At 70.9% G+C, this 16,379-nt stretch carries 16 protein-coding genes; 6 read left to right on the top strand and 10 right to left on the bottom strand.

All coding sequences use genetic code 11. The features are described from left to right. Position 1: 1 nt before the first annotated feature. Positions 2-1,750: a cytochrome bc1 complex cytochrome b subunit gene (gene qcrB / locus ACFPYL_RS10560; protein ID WP_379153641.1), complete on the top strand. Its 1,749-nt coding sequence runs from the start codon at positions 2-4 to the stop codon at positions 1,748-1,750. A gap of 248 nt (positions 1,751-1,998) precedes the next feature. On the opposite strand, the gene ACFPYL_RS10555 is transcribed toward qcrB, so the two are convergent. The 4 genes from ACFPYL_RS10555 to ctaC all read right to left on the bottom strand — a co-directional run bounded on the left by ACFPYL_RS10555 (position 1,999) and on the right by ctaC (position 6,381). Next, complete coding sequence (locus tag ACFPYL_RS10555) at positions 1,999-3,201, bottom strand: L,D-transpeptidase (protein WP_379153639.1); 1,203 nt, start codon at positions 3,199-3,201, stop codon at positions 1,999-2,001. 101 nt (positions 3,202-3,302) lie between these two features. Beyond that, positions 3,303-3,701 carry a cytochrome c oxidase subunit 4 gene (locus tag ACFPYL_RS10550; RefSeq protein WP_379153637.1) on the bottom strand — a complete coding sequence of 133 codons (399 nt, stop codon included), beginning with the start codon at positions 3,699-3,701 and terminating at the stop codon, positions 3,303-3,305. After that, positions 3,701-5,455, bottom strand: coding sequence for an aa3-type cytochrome oxidase subunit I (ctaD, locus tag ACFPYL_RS10545; RefSeq protein ID WP_379153635.1), 1,755 nt, complete (start codon positions 5,453-5,455; stop codon positions 3,701-3,703). The genes ACFPYL_RS10550 and ctaD overlap by 1 nt, the downstream gene beginning before the upstream one ends. After that, positions 5,452-6,381, bottom strand: coding sequence for an aa3-type cytochrome oxidase subunit II (gene ctaC / locus ACFPYL_RS10540; RefSeq protein ID WP_379153633.1), 930 nt, complete (start codon positions 6,379-6,381; stop codon positions 5,452-5,454). The genes ctaD and ctaC overlap by 4 nt, the downstream gene beginning before the upstream one ends. A 93-nt stretch (positions 6,382-6,474) precedes the next feature. Here ctaC and ACFPYL_RS10535 point away from each other — a divergent pair, with 93 nt between their 5' ends. Both ACFPYL_RS10535 and ACFPYL_RS10530 read left to right on the top strand, forming a co-directional pair. Beyond that, positions 6,475-7,566, top strand: coding sequence for a cysteine desulfurase family protein (locus ACFPYL_RS10535; protein WP_379153631.1), 1,092 nt, complete (start codon positions 6,475-6,477; stop codon positions 7,564-7,566). Continuing rightward, positions 7,563-7,781: a sulfurtransferase TusA family protein gene (locus ACFPYL_RS10530; protein WP_379153629.1), complete on the top strand. Its 219-nt coding sequence runs from the start codon at positions 7,563-7,565 to the stop codon at positions 7,779-7,781. Before ACFPYL_RS10535 ends, ACFPYL_RS10530 begins: the two co-directional genes overlap by 4 nt. Here ACFPYL_RS10530 and ACFPYL_RS10525 read toward each other — a convergent pair. Then, positions 7,765-8,748, bottom strand: a complete 984-nt coding sequence (locus tag ACFPYL_RS10525) for a carbohydrate kinase family protein (RefSeq protein ID WP_379153627.1) — start codon at positions 8,746-8,748, stop codon at positions 7,765-7,767. The two genes, ACFPYL_RS10530 and ACFPYL_RS10525, sit on opposite strands and share 17 nt — an antisense overlap. A gap of 63 nt (positions 8,749-8,811) precedes the next feature. On the opposite strand from ACFPYL_RS10525, the gene ACFPYL_RS10520 reads away from it, so the two are divergent. Further along, entirely contained in the window at positions 8,812-9,012 is a 201-nt protein-coding gene (locus ACFPYL_RS10520; RefSeq protein ID WP_379153625.1) for a hypothetical protein, read from the top strand. Positions 9,013-9,078: 66 nt separating this feature from the next. On the opposite strand, the gene erpA is transcribed toward ACFPYL_RS10520, so the two are convergent. Together erpA and ACFPYL_RS10510 are read right to left on the bottom strand one after the other, a co-directional pair. Continuing rightward, positions 9,079-9,441: an iron-sulfur cluster insertion protein ErpA gene (gene erpA, locus ACFPYL_RS10515; protein ID WP_056148953.1), complete on the bottom strand. Its 363-nt coding sequence runs from the start codon at positions 9,439-9,441 to the stop codon at positions 9,079-9,081. A gap of 74 nt (positions 9,442-9,515) precedes the next feature. Then, a complete protein-coding gene (locus tag ACFPYL_RS10510) occupies positions 9,516-10,586 on the bottom strand; it encodes a glycerate kinase family protein (protein WP_379153623.1) in 1,071 nt (356 codons plus the stop codon). Positions 10,587-10,604: 18 nt separating this feature from the next. Here ACFPYL_RS10510 and ACFPYL_RS10505 point away from each other — a divergent pair, with 18 nt between their 5' ends. After that, positions 10,605-11,477 carry a GNAT family N-acetyltransferase gene (locus ACFPYL_RS10505; protein ID WP_379153621.1) on the top strand — a complete coding sequence of 291 codons (873 nt, stop codon included), beginning with the start codon at positions 10,605-10,607 and terminating at the stop codon, positions 11,475-11,477. Between the two features lie 30 nt (positions 11,478-11,507). Beyond that, positions 11,508-12,680: a quinolinate synthase NadA gene (gene nadA, locus ACFPYL_RS10500; RefSeq protein ID WP_379153619.1), complete on the top strand. Its 1,173-nt coding sequence runs from the start codon at positions 11,508-11,510 to the stop codon at positions 12,678-12,680. Between the two features lie 8 nt (positions 12,681-12,688). Here nadA and ACFPYL_RS10495 read toward each other — a convergent pair whose 3' ends face one another. The 3 genes from ACFPYL_RS10495 to ACFPYL_RS10485 are packed head-to-tail and all read right to left on the bottom strand — an operon-like array spanning position 12,689 to position 16,371. Beyond that, on the bottom strand, positions 12,689-13,927 hold the full coding sequence (locus ACFPYL_RS10495; RefSeq protein ID WP_379153617.1) for a sensor histidine kinase: 1,239 nt from the start codon (positions 13,925-13,927) through the stop codon (positions 12,689-12,691). Positions 13,928-13,939: 12 nt separating this feature from the next. Continuing rightward, positions 13,940-15,568: an efflux RND transporter periplasmic adaptor subunit gene (locus ACFPYL_RS10490; protein ID WP_379153615.1), complete on the bottom strand. Its 1,629-nt coding sequence runs from the start codon at positions 15,566-15,568 to the stop codon at positions 13,940-13,942. Beyond that, the gene (locus tag ACFPYL_RS10485) at positions 15,565-16,371 is read right to left on the bottom strand and encodes a hypothetical protein (RefSeq protein ID WP_379153613.1); all 807 of its coding nucleotides are present in this window, start codon (positions 16,369-16,371) and stop codon (positions 15,565-15,567) included. The genes ACFPYL_RS10490 and ACFPYL_RS10485 overlap by 4 nt, the downstream gene beginning before the upstream one ends. Positions 16,372-16,379: the final 8 nt, after the last annotated feature.

Genomic DNA, 16,379 nt, shown 5'->3' with positions numbered 1-16,379 from the left:
CATGGACACCAGCAAGGTCGCCAACAGCAACACCACGACGGCGGCGACGGCCAAGAAGCCGAGCCGGGCCGCGGCTGCTGCCACCTGGGCCGACGAGCGGCTCGGTCTGGCGACGATGGCCAAGAAGAACCTGCGCAAGGTCTTCCCGGACCACTGGTCCTTCATGCTCGGCGAGATCGCGCTGTGGAGCTTCGTCGTCCTGCTCCTGACCGGTGTGTTCCTGACGCTGTGGTTCACCCCCAGCATGGGCGAGGTCCAGTACAACGGCACCTACGAGCAGCTGCGCGGCGTCCACATGTCCGAGGCGTTCGCCTCGACGCTGCGGATCTCCTTCGACGTACGCGGTGGCCTGCTGATGCGCCAGATGCACCACTGGGCGGCGATGCTCTTCGTCGCCTCGATGATGGTGCACCTGCTGCGCGTCTTCTTCACCGGCGCCTACCGCAAGCCGCGTGAGCTCAACTGGGTCATCGGCTCGCTGCTGCTGCTCCTCGGCACGCTCGAGGGCTTCACCGGCTACTCGCTGCCCGACGACCTGCTCTCCGGCACCGGCATCCGCGCCGCCGACGGCTTCATCAAGGCCAGCCCGGTCGTCGGCTCGTACATGTCCTTCTTCCTCTTCGGCGGCGAGTTCCCGGGCGAGTCGATCATCCCGCGGCTCTACACGATCCACGTGCTGCTGATCCCGGGCCTGCTGCTCGCCCTGATCGCTGCCCACATGCTGCTGCTGGTCTTCCACAAGCACACCCAGTGGCCCGGGCCCGGCCGCACCGAGAAGAACGTCGTGGGCTTCCCGATGCTCCCGGTGTACGCCGCCAAGGCCGGTGGGTTCTTCTTCATCGTGTTCGGCGTGACCGCGCTGCTCGGCGGCCTGCTGTCGATCAACCCCGTGTGGAAGTACGGCCCGTACGACCCGTCCAAGGTGACCGCGGGCTCCCAGCCCGACTGGTACATGGGCTGGCCGGACGGCGCGCTGCGCATCATGCCCGGCCTCGAGACCCACATCTGGGGCTACACGATCAGCTGGAACGTCATGCTCCCGATCCTCGTGCTGCCGATCGTGATGTTCCTGATCGTGATGATGCTGCCGTTCCTCGACGCCTGGATCACTGGTGACAAGCGCGAGCACCACCTGCTGGAGCGCCCGCGCAACGCGCCGACCCGGACGGCCCTGATGGTCGCCCTGATGACGATGTACGGCCTCTTCTGGATCGCCGGCGGCAACGACATCATCGCGATCAAGCTGCACTCGTCGATCAACCAGATCACCTACTTCCTCCGGATGGCCGTCTTCGTCGGCCCGGTGATCGCGTTCATCATCACGAGACGCTGGTGCATCGCGCTGCAGCGCAAGGACAACGAGACGCTGCTGCACGGCTACGAGACCGGCATCATCATGCGCTCCCCCGAGGGCGGCTACACGGAGCGGCACCTGCCGCTCCCGGAGTCGCGGGCCTACACGCTCACCGCGCGCGAGCGCGACCCGCACCTCAACGGCGGTCCCGAGCCCGCCGACGCCAACGGCGTCCCCGCCCCCGGCACGGGACGCCTGGCCGGCTTCCGGCACCGCGTGCGCACCCTGTGGTACGCCGACAACGTGCAGAAGCCGACTCCGGCGGAGCTCGAGGAGGGCCACCACCACGCCGAGCACGAGCACGAGCTCCAGGAGGGCGTCGAGGGCCATGCCGCCGACGGCCACCAGTTCGACGGCCACCACCTGGTCGAGGACGAGACGCTCGGCAGGCACTGATGGCGGCGGCGTAGCCGACTCCATCGTCGGTGGTCGAGCAGCGACCGGGGACGCGCCAGCGGACCCGACGGAGCGTGTCGAGACCCAGCAAGACGAGAAGCAGCCCCAGCCACGGTCGTCATGACCAGGCTGGGGCTGCTTCGTATCTCACCGGGTCTCGGTACGCCGGTCGCGAGCTCGTGCCTCGCTCGCGCGGCTACTCGACCTGGCTGCTGGTCTCTGCCCGAGCAAGCTCGGTCAGAGGCAGCTCAGAGCGCGGAGCCCTTCTTGAACTCCTTGAACGACTCGTTCCAGTCGCCGTAGCCGTTGTCGAAGGTCATCGGGCGGTCGGTGCCGGTGTACTCGACGACGTCGCCTCGGCGGCTCATGTCGTAGAGCCACTTGGCGTTGTCGGTGCTCATGCCCGTGCAGCCGTGGGAGACGTTGGCGTAGCCCTGGGACCCGACCGACCACGGGGCGGCGTGGATGAACTCGCCGGAGTAGGTCAGCCGCATCGCCCACTGGACGTCGTCGATGTCGTAGGCGTCGGCGCTGCCGGCGGGGATGCCGACGGTCTCGGAGTTCATCCGCTTGACCGGGAACTTCTCGATGATCACCTTGGTGCCGGAGCGGGTCGTGAAGCCGGGCTTGCCGGTGGTGATCGGCAGCGTGCGCAGCAGCTTGCCGTCGGAGAAGACCTTCATCTGGTGGGTCTGCGCGTTGACCTTGTAGACGTGCGCGTCGCCGACGTGGAAGTCGAGCTCGCGACTCTCCTGGCCGTAGATGCCGTTGCCGGCCTTCACGCTGTTGACGTCGACGTCCACGTGGACGTCGGTGCCGGCCTTCCAGTAGGTCTTCGGGCGCCAGTGCGCCTCGGTGTCGCTGAGCCAGTGCCAGGCGCCGGGCTGGGCCGGCTTCGAGGTGACGGTCATGTGCTTCTGGAAGGACGCGCGGTCCGTCACGGGCACGTCGAACGTGACGATCACCGGCATGCCGACGCCGACGGTCTCGTCAGCCAGCGGCGCCACCGACGGGTAGGTCTGCTGGTCGAGGGTGAGGTCCTCGGTCTTGAAGCGGGCGGTCCTGGTGACCTGCTTGCCGTCCTCGCGCTCCGCGGTCGTGCGCACGACGTACGACGTGCCCGGCTCGAGCCGGCCGGTGGCCTGCCAGGCCGCGCCGTCGGCCGAGACCTCGCCCGGCAGCTTGCCCGCGCTGGACGAGGCGTCGACGGACGTGATGGTGCCGCCGTCGGCGGCCACGGCCAGCTCGGTGTCGACGGGGACGTCGGCCGCCCCGCGCTTGACGTTGAGGGCCACGTGCAGCGGCGTCACCGTGGGGCTCGCCGACTCGCTGGAGTCACCCGCGAGCGCCGAGGCGCCGGGGACGTCCTTGCTGTCGCAGGCGGTCAGGACGAGCCCGGCGAGGATCAGGGCCGCGGTCGCCGCCAGCGGGCGGAGGCCTCGGTCGGACATGCTGGAACTCCCCCATGGACGACTGCGCGTGGACTCATCCAGGGTAACCGCCGACCCCAGCCGCGCCCATTCGGCGCAGCGGCGAGCCGCCGGCGGACGGCTCAGTGCGCGTGGATGCCGCGGTAGTACTCGAAGATCCATCCGATCAGCGCCATCGCGCCGAGCAGCACGCCGATGATGAAGAGCCACCACGCGCCGGCGGCGACGCCGAAGACGCACACACCGAGCGTCAGCGAGCACCACAGCGGCCACCAGGAGTACGGCGGGAAGAAGCCCAGCTCACCCGCGCCGTCGGCGATCTCGCCGTCCTTGCGGTCCTCCGGACGCGGGTCCATGTTCTTCGCGTGGAAGCCGAGGTAGAGCGTCACCATCAGCGTCAGCAGCGTCGTCATGGTCAGCGCCGAGGTGCCGGTCCAGTCGCTGGTGATGAACCAGTACGCCGGGCTCACCAGCACCAGGAAGATCGTGCAGATCGCGAAGACCCATGCCTCGGACTTCATCAGGCGTCGCCCCTCGGCTCGTCGTTGCGGTCGCGCAGCAGCTCCTCGCGACCTTCCATGTCCGGCGCGTCGGCGACGTCGCCGTCACGCGCGGCCTCGTTGTCCTCGAGCTCGATCGCGGCCACCTCCGGGTGGTGCAGGTCGAACGCCGGGGACTCCGAGCGGATCCGCGGGATGGTGACGAAGTTGTGGCGCGGCGGCGGGCAGCTGGTGGCCCACTCGAGCGAGCGGCCCCAGCCCCACGGGTCGTCGGTGTTGACCAGCGGAGCGCGGCGCGACACGTAGACGTTGTAGAGGAACGGCAGCGTCGACGCGCCCAGCAGGAAGGCGCCGATCGTGGACACCTGGTTCAGCGTCTGGAAGCCGTCGCCGGGCAGGTAGTCGGCGTAGCGGCGCGGCATGCCCTCGACGCCGAGCCAGTGCTGCACCAGGAAGGTGAGGTGGAAGCCGATGAACAGCAGCCAGAAGTGCAGCTTGCCGAGGCGCTCGTCGAGCATCCGGCCGGTCATCTTGGGCCACCAGAAGTAGAAGCCCGCGAACATGGCGAACACCACGGTGCCGAAGACGACGTAGTGGAAGTGCGCGACCACGAAGTAGGAGTCGGACACGTGGAAGTCCAGCGGCGGGCTGGCCAGGATGATGCCGGTCAGGCCACCGAAGAGGAAGGTCGTGAGGAAGCCGATCGACCACAGCATGGGCGTGTCGAACGATATGGACCCGCCCCACATGGTGCCGATCCAGTTGAAGAACTTCACACCTGTCGGGATGGCGATCAGGAACGTCATGCCGGAGAAGAACGGCAGGTCGACGGCACCGGTGACGAACATGTGGTGTGCCCACACGGCAACGGACAGGATCGCGATGCCGAGGGTCGCGCCGACCAGGCCGACGTAGCCGAAGATCGGCTTGCGGCTGAAGACCGGCAGGATCTCGGTGATGATGCCGAAGAACGGCAACGCGATGATGTAGACCTCGGGGTGCCCGAAGAACCAGAACAGGTGCTGCCACAGGATCGCGCCGCCGTGGGCGGTGTCGAAGACATGGGCGCCCAGCTGTCGGTCGGCCTCGAGCGAGAGCAGCGCGCCGGCGAGCACCGGGAACGCGATCAGCACGAGCAGGCTGGTGACCAGCGTGTTCCACACGAAGATCGGCATCCGGAACATGGTCATGCCGGGCGCGCGCATGCAGATGATCGTGGTGATGAAGTTGACGGCACCGAGGATGGTGCCGAGACCGGCCATCCAGAGGCCCATGATCCACAGGTCACCGCCGACGCCGGGCGAGCGCACGGCGTCGGAGAGCGGCGTGTAGGCGAACCAGCCGAAGTCGGCCGCGCCCTGCGGGGTCAGGAAGCCGGAGGCGGCGATCAGTCCGCCGAACAGGAACAGCCAGTAGCTGAACATGTTCAGGCGCGGGAACGCCACGTCGGGCGAGCCGATCTGGAGCGGCATGATCACGTTGCCGAAGCCGAAGAAGAGCGGCGTCGCGAAGAGCAGCAGCATGATCGTGCCGTGCATCGTGAAGAGCTGGTTGTAGAGCTCGTCGTTGACGACCTGCATGCCCGGGTAGGCGAGCTCCGAGCGGATCAGCATCGCCATCAGGCCGCCGACCATGAACCACGCGAACGACGTGCCGAGGTAGAGCTTGCCGATCAGCTTGTGGTCGGTCGTCGTCAGGATCGTCGCGAGCTGCTGGCCCAGGGGCCGGCGCGTCTGGACGACCGTGCTGGTCGGCTGTGCGGACGTGGCGGTCACTCCGCCCCCTCCTCGGACTCGTCACCGGACTCGAGTCCGGCCTGGGTGCTGGCAAAGTCGCCGCCGAGCAGCGGCTTGTCGGAGGTGGCGCCCTCGTCCTGGAGCTGCTGGAGGTGCGCCTCGTACTCCTCCTCGGTCACGACGTGGACGTCGAAGAGCATCCGCGAGTGGTAGACGCCGCAGAGCTCGTAGCACTTGCCCTTGAAGTCACCGGTGCGGGTCGGGGTGATCGCGTAGTGGTTCACCCGGCCCGGGACGACGTCCATCTTCATCAGGAAGCCCGGGATGCCGAAGTCGTGGATGACGTCGGGCGAGTGCAGGTTGAAGCGGGTGGTCTTGCCGACCGGCAGGTAGAGCTGCGGGATCTGCGAGCCCGTGCCGGAGTCGTGGACGTACGACGTGTACGGGAACTCGGTGGAGCTCGGGGTGACCTCGCAGTCGCCCTTCTCGCCGATGCCGTAGTTGAAGGTCCACGACCACTGCTGCCCGACGATCTCCATGCAGCTGTCGTCGGGCCGGTCGTCGTCGAGGACGTAGTTCTGGGTCTTGACCGTGTGCGCGAAGAACACGACCACCATCAGCACCGGGGCGATCGTGTAGAAGATCTCGAGCGGCAGGTTGTAGCGCGTCTGCACCGGGATCTCGTCGTCGCTGCGGCGACGGAAGCGGATGATCGCGTAGAAGATCAGGCCCCAGACGATGACGCCAGTGATGAGTGCGGCGATCCAGGCGCCCTGCCAGAGGCTGAGGATGCGCTCGCCCTGCTCGGAGGCCGGGTCGGGCATCGCGAAGCGCTCCCACTCGCCCTTCGTCTCCGACGAGCAGCCACCGAGCACCAGGACACTGATACCCACAGCGGCCAGGGCTGCCACGCGACGGATGGTCGCCGGCTTCCCCGCCGTACGCCTGGGGAGTTGCAGACCCACGAACGAGCCCCTCTCTCAACGATCACGGACAGGTCGAACACTATCTGAATCGCACCCCGGTTGAGCCGCTGGGGGTGTCGGTAGATTGCGCGTGTGACAAAAGCCGCGGCCTACCTGGACTCGGCGTCCTCGGAGCCGTTGCACCCCGCGGCGCGGGAGACCCTGCTGGCGGCGTACGAGCGCGGGTACGCCGATCCGCGCCGGCTGCACGGTCCCGGCCGGGATGCCCGGCTGCTCCTCGACAACGCGAGAGCCGTGGTGGCGGAGTGTCTGGAGGTGCGACCCGACGAGGTCACGTTCACCTCCTCGGGCTCCGACGCCGTGCACCGTGGGCTGCTCGGACTGGTGAAGGGCCGCGGGTCCGGAACGACGGCCTACGCAGCGGTCGAGCACTCCTCGGTCGTCCACGCGGCGACCTGGGCCGGCCAGGCCGTGGAGATCCCGGTCGACCGGCTCGGGCGTGTCGACGCCTCGGCCGTGCCGGTGGACGCGGGCGTCGTCGCGGTGCAGAGCGCCAACCACGAGGTCGGCACCCTCCAACCCGTCGCGGACCTCGACCTCGGCGCGTCCCTCTTCGTCGACGCCTGCGCCTCCATGGGTCGGCTCCCGCTCCCCCGCGGCTGGGCCGCTCTGGCGGGCTCCGCCCACAAGTGGGGCGGCCCGGCGGGCGTCGGGGTGCTGGTGGTCCGCAAGGGCGTGCGCTGGCTCAACCCCTTCCCGGGCGACGACCGCATCGACGAGCGGGCCAGCGGGTTCGAGAACGTGCCCGCGGCGCTCGCGGCAGCGGCGGCCCTGCGCGCGGTGGTCGAGGAGCGCGACGAGGTGAACGCGCGTCAGCGCGCCCTCGTCGACAGGATCCGCGCCGCGGCAGGCGAGGTCCCGGACGTCGAGGTGGTCGGCGACCCGGTCGACCGGCTCCCCCACCTGGTGACCTTCTCCTGCCTCTACGTCGACGGCGAGGCGCTGGTCACCGAACTCGACCGCCGCGGGTACGGCGTGGCGAGCGGATCCGCCTGCACCGCCTCGACGCTCACCCCGAGCCGGGTGCTGGAGGCGATGGGCGTGCTCACCCATGGCAACGTCCGGGTCTCGCTGACCCGCGACACCACCGAGGCCGACGTCGACGGCTTCCTCGCCGAGCTGCCCGGGGTCGTCCGTGACCTGCGCGCGCGGGTCGGCCTGTGACCGACCTCGAGCTCGACTGCCGCGGGATGCTCTGCCCGCTGCCGGTCATCGAGCTCGGCAAGAGGTACGCCGAGGTGCCGGTCGGCGGCCTGGTCGCCGTGCTCGCCGACGACGTCGCCGCACGCACGGACATCCCGGCGTGGTGCCGGATGCGCGGGCAGGAGTTCGTCGGGGAGCTCGAACCCGGCCGCTACGTGGTCAGGAGAGCGACTTGAGGTGCGGCTGCACCTCGGCGGCGGCGTCCGCGCCGTAGGACTCCTCGACGCGCGCCAGGAACTGCCCGGCCGTGAAGGAGTACTCCTGCGTGCCGACCGTCTCCACGACGTACGCCGCGAGGACGCAGCCCACCTGGGCGGCCCGCTCGTGGCCGAGGCCCCACGCCAGCGCGGCGAGGAAGCCGGAGCGGAAGGCGTCGCCGACGCCGGTCGGCTCCACGGCGGTCACGTTGGCGGCGGCGGAGAGCACGAGGGTCGGCAGGCCGCGGCCCTGGACCCGGACGCCGTCCTTGCCGAGCGTGGTGACCTGCACGCCGACGCGGTCGAGCACCTCGTCGGCGCTCCAGCCGGTCTTCTGCTCGATCATGTGCGACTCGTACTCGTTGGAGAAGAGGATCGCGGCGCCGTCGATGAGCTTGCGGATCAGGTCGCCGTCGCTGAAGGCCAGCTGCTGGCTCGGGTCGGCGATGAACGGGTAGCCGCGCTGACGGCACTCGTCGGTGTGCCGGAGCATGCCGTCGGGGTCGTCGGCGCCGATCAGCACGTAGTCGGGGGTGCCGACGCGCTCGACGACCGGGCCGAGCTCGATCAGCCGGGCCTCGCTCATCGCGCCGGGGTAGAACGACGCGATCTGGGCGCCGGTGGGGTCGGTGGTGCAGACGAACCGGGCCGTGTGCCGGGTGTCCGAGATCCGCACGTGGGAGCAGTTGACGCCGTGCCGCTCCAGCCAGGAGCGGTAGTCGGCGAAGTCCTCGCCGGCCGCCCCGACAAGGACCGGGCTGAGGCCGAGCTGGCCCAGGCCGAAGCACATGTTGGCGGCGACGCCGCCGCGGCGGATCTCAAGGTCGTCGACGAGGAACGACAACGAGATCTTGTCCAGCTGCTCGACGACCAGGGAGTCGGCGAACTTGCCCTGGAAGCTCATCAGGTGGTCGGTGGCGATGGAGCCGGCGATCAGCAGCGACATGACACGGAACACTACCGAGCGGTACTCCTACTCGTACTAATCGGTAGCGCCTAGCGTCGAAGCATGACCGCACCCCGACTGGCCTACGACGACCTCGCCTCGCCCGCCGAGATGAATGCCGACTGCCTCGCCGCCCAGGCGGCCCTGACCGGCCCGCTCACCGCCGCCGCGAGCCGGCTGTCGCAGGAGCAGACCAAGCGCGCGGAGATCGAGGTCCCCGCGGCCGCCGCCCGCCTGGCCGCCGCGATCTACGGCGACGCCTGACAGACCCCCCACAAGACAACAGCCCCGGACCGCGAGGTCCGGGGCTGTTGTTGTCGGTCGGGTCGCTCAGTGGAAGCTGTCTCCACAGGCGCACGAGCCGGTCGCGTTCGGGTTGTCGATCGTGAAGCCCTGCTTCTCGATCGAGTCGACGAAGTCGATCATCGCGCCGTTGAGGTAGGGGACGCTCATCCGGTCGACGACCACGGACACGCCGTCGAAGTCGGTGACGACGTCGCCGTCGAGGCTGCGCTCGTCGAAGAAGAGCTGGTAGCGGAGGCCGGAACAGCCACCGGGCTGCACCGAGATGCGCAGCGACAGGTCGTCGCGGCCCTCCTGCTCGAGGAGGCTCTTCACCTTGCCGGCCGCGACATCGCTCAGGTTGATCTGGTCGGTGCGGCGCTCGGTGGTGGTCTCGACCTGCTCGGTCATGTGCGTTCTCCCAAGGTCGGAGGAAGTCTGTTACTGGCTCCAATGGTCGCACACGGACGGTTATTCCCCCGACATCAGCGCGACCAGGTGCGGGCGATCCGCTCGGCCAGGTCGGCCAGCGCGCCGGCCGGGTCGGCGAAGGCGCGCTCCTCGCTGGCCGCGTCGACGAGCGAGTACGCCGACTCGATCCCGAGCGCCCGCATCTCCCGCGACCCGACGTGCACCTGCCCGGCGAGCACCACGCACGGTCGCAGCGCCTCGGCGGCTACCTCGGCGACGCCGTACGGCACCTTGCCGCCACGGCTGGAGTAGTCGAAGGCGCCCTCGCCGGTGATGACCAGGTCGGCGGCGCGGGCCCGCTCGGCGAGGCCGAGGGCACGGGCGACGAGCCCGATGCCGGGCTCACGGGTGCCGCCGAGGAGCAGCACGGCGAAGCCCAGCCCGCCGGCCGCACCGGCACCCTCGGCGAGGGCGACCTTGCGGTCGGTGGCGGCCGCGAGCTCCTGGAGCCAGCCGTCGACGGCGGGCAGCCGCTCCTCCGGGATGCCCTTCTGCGGCCCGAACACCTTGGTCGCCCCGAACAGCCCGGTCAGCGGGTTGTCGACGTCGCTGGCGGCGACCAGCTCGACGTCGAAGGCGGGCAGCTCGACGGTCGTGATGCCCGCCAGCCCCACAACGCCCTCGTCGAGGGGACGGTCCGCGGTCGCGCCGAGCGCGGCGAGCAGCCCCGCTCCCCCGTCGTTGGTGCCGCTGCCGCCGAGCCCGAGCACGACCCGGGTGGCGCCCGCGTCCACGGCGGCCGCGACCAGCTCGCCGACGCCGTACGTCGAGGCCGTCTCGGCGTCCTCGCCCCCGGTCAGGTGCAGGCCGCACGCCTGCGCGGTCTCGACGTACGCCGTGTCGTCGACGCGCAGGACCGTGGCCGGGGTCGGCTCGCCGTGCGGACCGCGCACGGTCACCGCCAGCAGGTCGCCGCCGAGGGCCGCGTGCAGCACGTCGACGAAGCCCGGGCCGCCGTCGGCCATGGGTGCGAGGTCGAGCTCGTCACCCGGTGCCCGGCGCCGCCAGCCGGTGGCGATGGCCTCGGCGGCCTCGACCGCGGTGAGGGTGCCGGCGAACTTATCCGGTGCGACCAGGACACGCATGCGCCCTAGTGTGTCGGAGTGCTGATCCGCCCGATGACCCTGGATGACGTCCCGGCCGCAGAGCGACTCAGCGACGGAGCCTTCTTCGAGCTCGACTCGCGACAGCGGCGTCCCGACGAACCCGAGCCGCAGCATCGGTCCGACGCCCACCGGCGCGTCTGGACCGAACGCACCCGGCACCTCGTGAGCACCGATCCGGGCGGCTGCTGGGTCGCCGAGGACGAGACCGGGATGATCGGCATGGCGACGTCGTTCCGCAGGGAGGTCCTCTGGTGCCTGGCGACCTTCGCGGTCGTGCCGGGCCGACAGGGCCAGGGCATCGGGAAGGGCCTCCTCGCCGCGGCCGCGAGCCACGGCGCGGCCTGCACGCGCGGGATGATCGCGGCGTCGTCCGACAGCGCGGCGGCGCGCGTCTACCACCAGGCGGGCTTCGCCCTGCACCCCCAGATGTCACTGACGGGACCGCTCGACCGGTCGGCGATCCCGGACGTCGAGAAGGTCCGCGAGGGCTCACTCTCGGACGTCGACCTGATGGACTCGGTCGACCGCGCGACGCGCGGCGCCGGGCACGGCCCTGACCATCCCGTGCTCATCGGGCTCTGGCGGCTGCTGGTCACCGACACGTCGACCGGCTCCGGCTACGTCTACCTCAGCGAGCGCGGCTCACCCGCCCTGCTCGCCGCGTCCAACCGCCGTACGGCGACGCGCCTGCTCTGGGCCGCGCTCGCCGAAGGTGCCGACTCCGTCGACCTCCGACACGTGACCGGCGCGAACCAGTGGGCGCTCGACGTCGGCCTCGCGGCGCGGCTGCGGCTGAGCCAGGACGGATATCTCGCGCTGCGCGGGATGAAGCCGCCCGCGCCGTACGTTCACAGTGGTGCACTGCTCTGACCGGAGCACCCGACAAATAGGATGGGCGCCATGACCACCGTGGACCTGCCGCTGCTCCCCCTCGGCCGTGGCGTCGACCTCAACAGCGAACGCGGCGTCGAGTGCCCCGGCGACCTGCCTGCGGCCTCCGACCCCGACCTGGTCGCGCGTGCCCTGGCCGCCAAGGCGGCGCTCGGCGACAAGGTCTTCGTGCTGGGTCACCACTACCAGCGCGACGAGGTCATCCAGTTCGCCGACGTCACGGGCGACTCGTTCAAGCTCGCGCGCGACGCGGCGGCCCGCCCGGACGCCGAGTTCATCGTCTTCTGCGGCGTGCACTTCATGGCCGAGTCGGCCGACATCCTCACGAGCCCGCAGCAGCAGGTGATCCTCCCCGACCTCGCCGCCGGGTGCTCGATGGCCGACATGGCGCGGCTGACCCAGGTGGAGATGGCGTGGGACGCGATGGTCGAGGCGGGCGTCGCCGACTCCGTCGTACCCGTCACCTACATGAACTCCTCCGCCGACATCAAGGCGTTCTGCGGCCGCAACGGCGGCGTCGTCTGCACGTCGAGCAACGCCGAGGTCGCCCTCGAGTGGGCCTTCGACCAGAAGCCGGACGCGAAGGTCCTCTTCCTCCCCGACCAGCACCTGGGCCGCAACACCGCCGTGCTGAAGATGGGTCTCACCCTCGATGACTGCGTCGTGTGGGACCCGCACCGCCCGAACGGCGGCCTGACGACCGAGCAGCTGCGCGACGCGAAGATGATCCTCTGGAAGGGCCACTGCTCCGTGCACGGCCGCTTCTCCGAGGAGGTCGTCGACGAGCTGCGGGCGACCATCCCGGACATCCAGATCCTGGTGCACCCCGAGTGCAAGCACGAGGTGGTGCTCAAGGCCGACCTGGTCGGCTCGACCGAGTTCATCATCAACACCATCGAGGCCGCCCCGGCCGGCTCCAGCTGGGCGATCGGCACCGAGCTCAACCTGGTGAAGCGACTCGCTGCCGCCCACCCGGACAAGCGGATCACGTTCCTCGACAAGACCGTCTGCTACTGCTCGACGATGAACCGGATCGACCTCCCCCACTTCGTGTGGGCGATGGAGTCGCTCGTCGCGGGCCAGGTCGTCAACCGGATCGAGGTCGACCCGGAGACCGAGAGGCACGCGCTGGTCGCCCTGGAGCGGATGCTCGCCCTGCCGGGCAAGACGCACAAGGACTGACCGCTCGCTCAGGCGGGCAGCTCGAACCAGGCGCAGGTGCCGCCGTACGGCGAGTCCGTGAGGCCGATCCGGCCCCCGTGCGCCTCGACGATCCGTCGGCAGGTGGTCAGGCCGATGCCCGAGCCCTCGACGTCCTCGTCGATCCGGGCGAGCGGCTGGAAGACGCGCTCCTGCTGGTCCGCGGGGATGCCGGGACCCCGGTCGCAGACCTCGATCCGCCACCGGTCGCCCACCTGCTGACCGCCGACCTCGATGTGGGCGGCCTCCCCCGGACGGACGAACTTGGCGGCGTTCGCCACCAGGTTCTGCAGGACGGCGCGCAGCTGCACCGGGTCGCCCGTGACGGTCGGCAGGTCGCCGACCTCGACGGTCGCGCCGTCGAGCGCGGTCCTCAGGTCCTCGCGGACGTCGGCGAACACGGCCGCCAGGTCGACCGGCACGCGCTGGAGCTCACCCCCGACCCGGGCGAAGGCCAGCAGGTCGTTGATGAGCGACTGCATCCGGTCGGCGCCGCCGATGGCGCGGTGCACGAGGAACGCGAGGTCCGCGTCCTCGTCGACCTCCTCGTCCATCATCTTCAGCGACAGCGTCACGGCCGTGAGCGGGTTGCGCAGGTCGTGGCTGACCTGGCCGGCGAAGGCGGCGAGCTGCTCGTTGGACCGCTCGAGCTCGCGGGTGCGCAGCTCGAGCTCGAGCAGGTCGACGACCCGGTCGGCGAGGCCGACCAGCGCGTGCTCCTGCTCGTCGCTCAGCGACCGCGGCACCTCGTCGAAGACGCACAGGGTGCCGATCACGACGTCCTCGGGCGTGCGCAGCTGGTGGGTGGCGTAGAAGCGGACGTTGCCGATCACGCCGGTCACGAACGGGTTGTCGCGGAACCGTGGGTCGAGGCTGGCGTCGGGCACCACGACCGGGCGACCCGCGTGCAGCACGACGTTGCACATCGAGTCCTCGCGGGTGCACACCGAGGCGTCGAACCCGTGCGTCGCGATCTGGTGCTGCTCGGTGTCGGTGATCAGGTTGATCGTCGCCATCGGCGTCTGGGCGACCTGGGCGGCGATCTCGACGATCGCGAGCAGGTCGGCGCGCGGCGGCTGGACCAGGACCTGGTACTTGCCGATCTCCGCGACGCGCACGACGTCCTGCGCCCCGTCGTACGTCGGGTCCTGCACCGAGCTCGTCACGGTCGTCGCCCCCCACTGGCTCATCCGGTCGTCGGGCGGCAGGTTAGTACGCCGCCGCCTCACGCTGCCAGAGCCTCACTGCCCCTGACGCTGGAAACCGGTGGGCGGACCCCCCGTGCCGCCGAACCCGCCGGTGCCTCCGGGGCCACCGAACTGCATCCGGTTGTTGGTCTCGGTGTCGCCCGTCGGCAGCGCCGCGTCGAGGTCGGCAAGCACGACCTCGTCGCCCTGCGCGAGGCCGTCGGTGATCTCGACCCGGGTGGCTCCGGTGACCCCGGTGGTGACCGGCGTCGGCGTCGCCACGCCGTCCTGGAGCAGGGTGACCCGCCCGTCGGACACCGCGGAGGCGGGCACGGTCACGACGTCGGACGCCGTACCGGTCACGACGGCGACGGACGCCGTCAGCCCCGTCGCGATGTCGAGGTGCTTGCGGCGCAGCGTGATCGTCACGGCGTACGTCGAGTCGCTGGCGGGCACCGAGCTGACCTGGGTGACGGTGCCGCGCAGCGCGGCGTCGGCACCGGCCGGCGTGGCCCGGGCGACCTGCCCGACCTCGAGCTCCTGCACCTGGGTGCTGGACACGGAGACCTGCACCGTCGTGGTGCCCTGCGAGACCAGGACGAAGACCTCGGTCCCGGCGGCCACCGAGTCGCCGACGGCGGCGTCGACCGCCACCACCTTCCCCGCGAACGGCGCGGTCACGGTGGCCATGGCGAGCTCCTGCTGCGCGGAGACGAGGTCGGCCTTCGCCTGGTCGATCGAGGCCTGGTCCTTCGCGAGCGTCGCCGCGGTCACGGTGCCGCCGCTCATCCCGCTGCTGCCCGTCGTGGCGGCGACGAGCACGATGGCGGGCTCCTGGTCCGTCGACGCGACGGCCGCGTCCGCGGCGGTGCTCGTGTCGTCGCCCAGCGCGGCGGTCAGGGTGTCGCCCAGCGCCTCGAGCGCGTCCTGGAGCGCCTGCTGGTCGGTCGCGACCTGCTGCTGGGCGGCCTGGACCGCGGTGAGCGCGTCGGTGCACTCCTGGCTGACCGCGGCCTCGGGGGTCGCGGTGCAGGCGGCCTGCTGGGCGGCGAGCGCGTCCTGCGCCGCCGCCAGCGAGGTCGACACCGCGGACTGCGCGGTCAGCACCGCCTGCTGCTGGGCGGCGAGCGCCGCCAGGTCGACGCCGTCGTCATCACTCTCGTCGTCCCCGTCGTCGGGCTGGGTCGACGGGCTCGCCGAGGGCGACTGGCCCTGCGGAGTCTGGCCCTGCGGAGTCTGGCCCTGCGGTGACTGGCCCTGCGGTGACTGGCCACCTGACTGGGGCGTCTGCGTCTGCCCGGTGCTCGCGTCCGAGACCGCCTCGGTCTGGGCGGCGATGTCGGACTCGAGCTGGGCGCGGGCCGAGGCGAGCGTCGAGCGGGCGTGCTGCACGGCCTCGCGCAGGCTCCCGTCGTCGAGGCGGCCGAGCACCTGGCCGGCGCTCACCTTCTCCCCCGGCTCGACGGTCACCTCGGCGACCGTGCCGGACGTCGCGAAGGCGAGGTCGGCGCGCCCGGCCGGCTCCACCGTGCCGGTCAGGTCGACGGTCTCCTCGAGGTCGCCGATGCTCGCGCGTGCGGTGCGGTACGACGGGTCGTCGGCGGCCGCGGCGTACCCGGCGTACCCGACTCCGGCCACGGCCAGCACGGCGACGCCCGCGACCAGGCGGCGTGGGATCCTCACGCGGCACCGCCCTCCGGGCCGCGCATGCCACCGCCACCGAAGCCGCCGGTGCACTGGCCGTCGACGGGGTCGGAGACGCTGATCGTGGTCGCCACCACCGCACCGGTGTCGTCGCTGTCGCCGCGCGCGGTCACGCACCGGCCGACGGTGACCGCGGAGGCCTGCGCCTTCGCTTGGGTCGTGTACGTCGTGTCGTCGCCGACCGTCACCGAGACGTCGGACGCGTCCTCACTGCCCGGCTGCGTGGCGCTGACGGTGAAGCCGGTCGCCGACACGGAGGTGACCTCGCCGACGGTGCCGAACCCGCCGCCCATGCCTCCGGGGCCACCCGAGGGCATGTCGGACGGCCGGTCCGTGGGCATGTCGGACGGCATCCCCGACGGGGCACCGTCGGGACGCTGGCCACCGCCGAAGCCGCAGCCGTCGTCGTCGTTCGCAGCGGTGATCCGCACGGTCGCGGCGGTGTCGTCGTCGCCGTCGGTCACCATCACGCAGCTTCCGACAGTGACGTCCGCGAGCGTGGCGTCGACCTGCTGGGTGAAGGTCGTGCCCTTCGTCCAGCTGACGGCGACCTGGCCGCTCTGGTCGTTCTGCACCTGGGCGGTGCTGCCGCTGACGGCGGCCACCGTGCCGGAGGCGCCGGGCGTGCGGCCGCCCTGGCCGGCGTTCGGAGCACCCCCGGCCTGGGCGGCGGCGCCGGAGGTGTCCGTGGCGGCGTCGTCGCTGCCGCCACCGCACGCGGCGAGGGTGGCGACGAGCAGCACCGACGAGGCGGTGGCGAGGGTGACGCGGGTGAGGTTCATGGTGGGCC

Origin of the sequence: Nocardioides hankookensis, from assembly GCF_042658885.1 — a bacterium.
GTDB classification, from domain to species: domain Bacteria; phylum Actinomycetota; class Actinomycetes; order Propionibacteriales; family Nocardioidaceae; genus Nocardioides; species Nocardioides hankookensis.
Note: the sequence above shows the minus strand (reverse complement) of the source record. Positions and strands in the feature narration are given on the sequence as shown.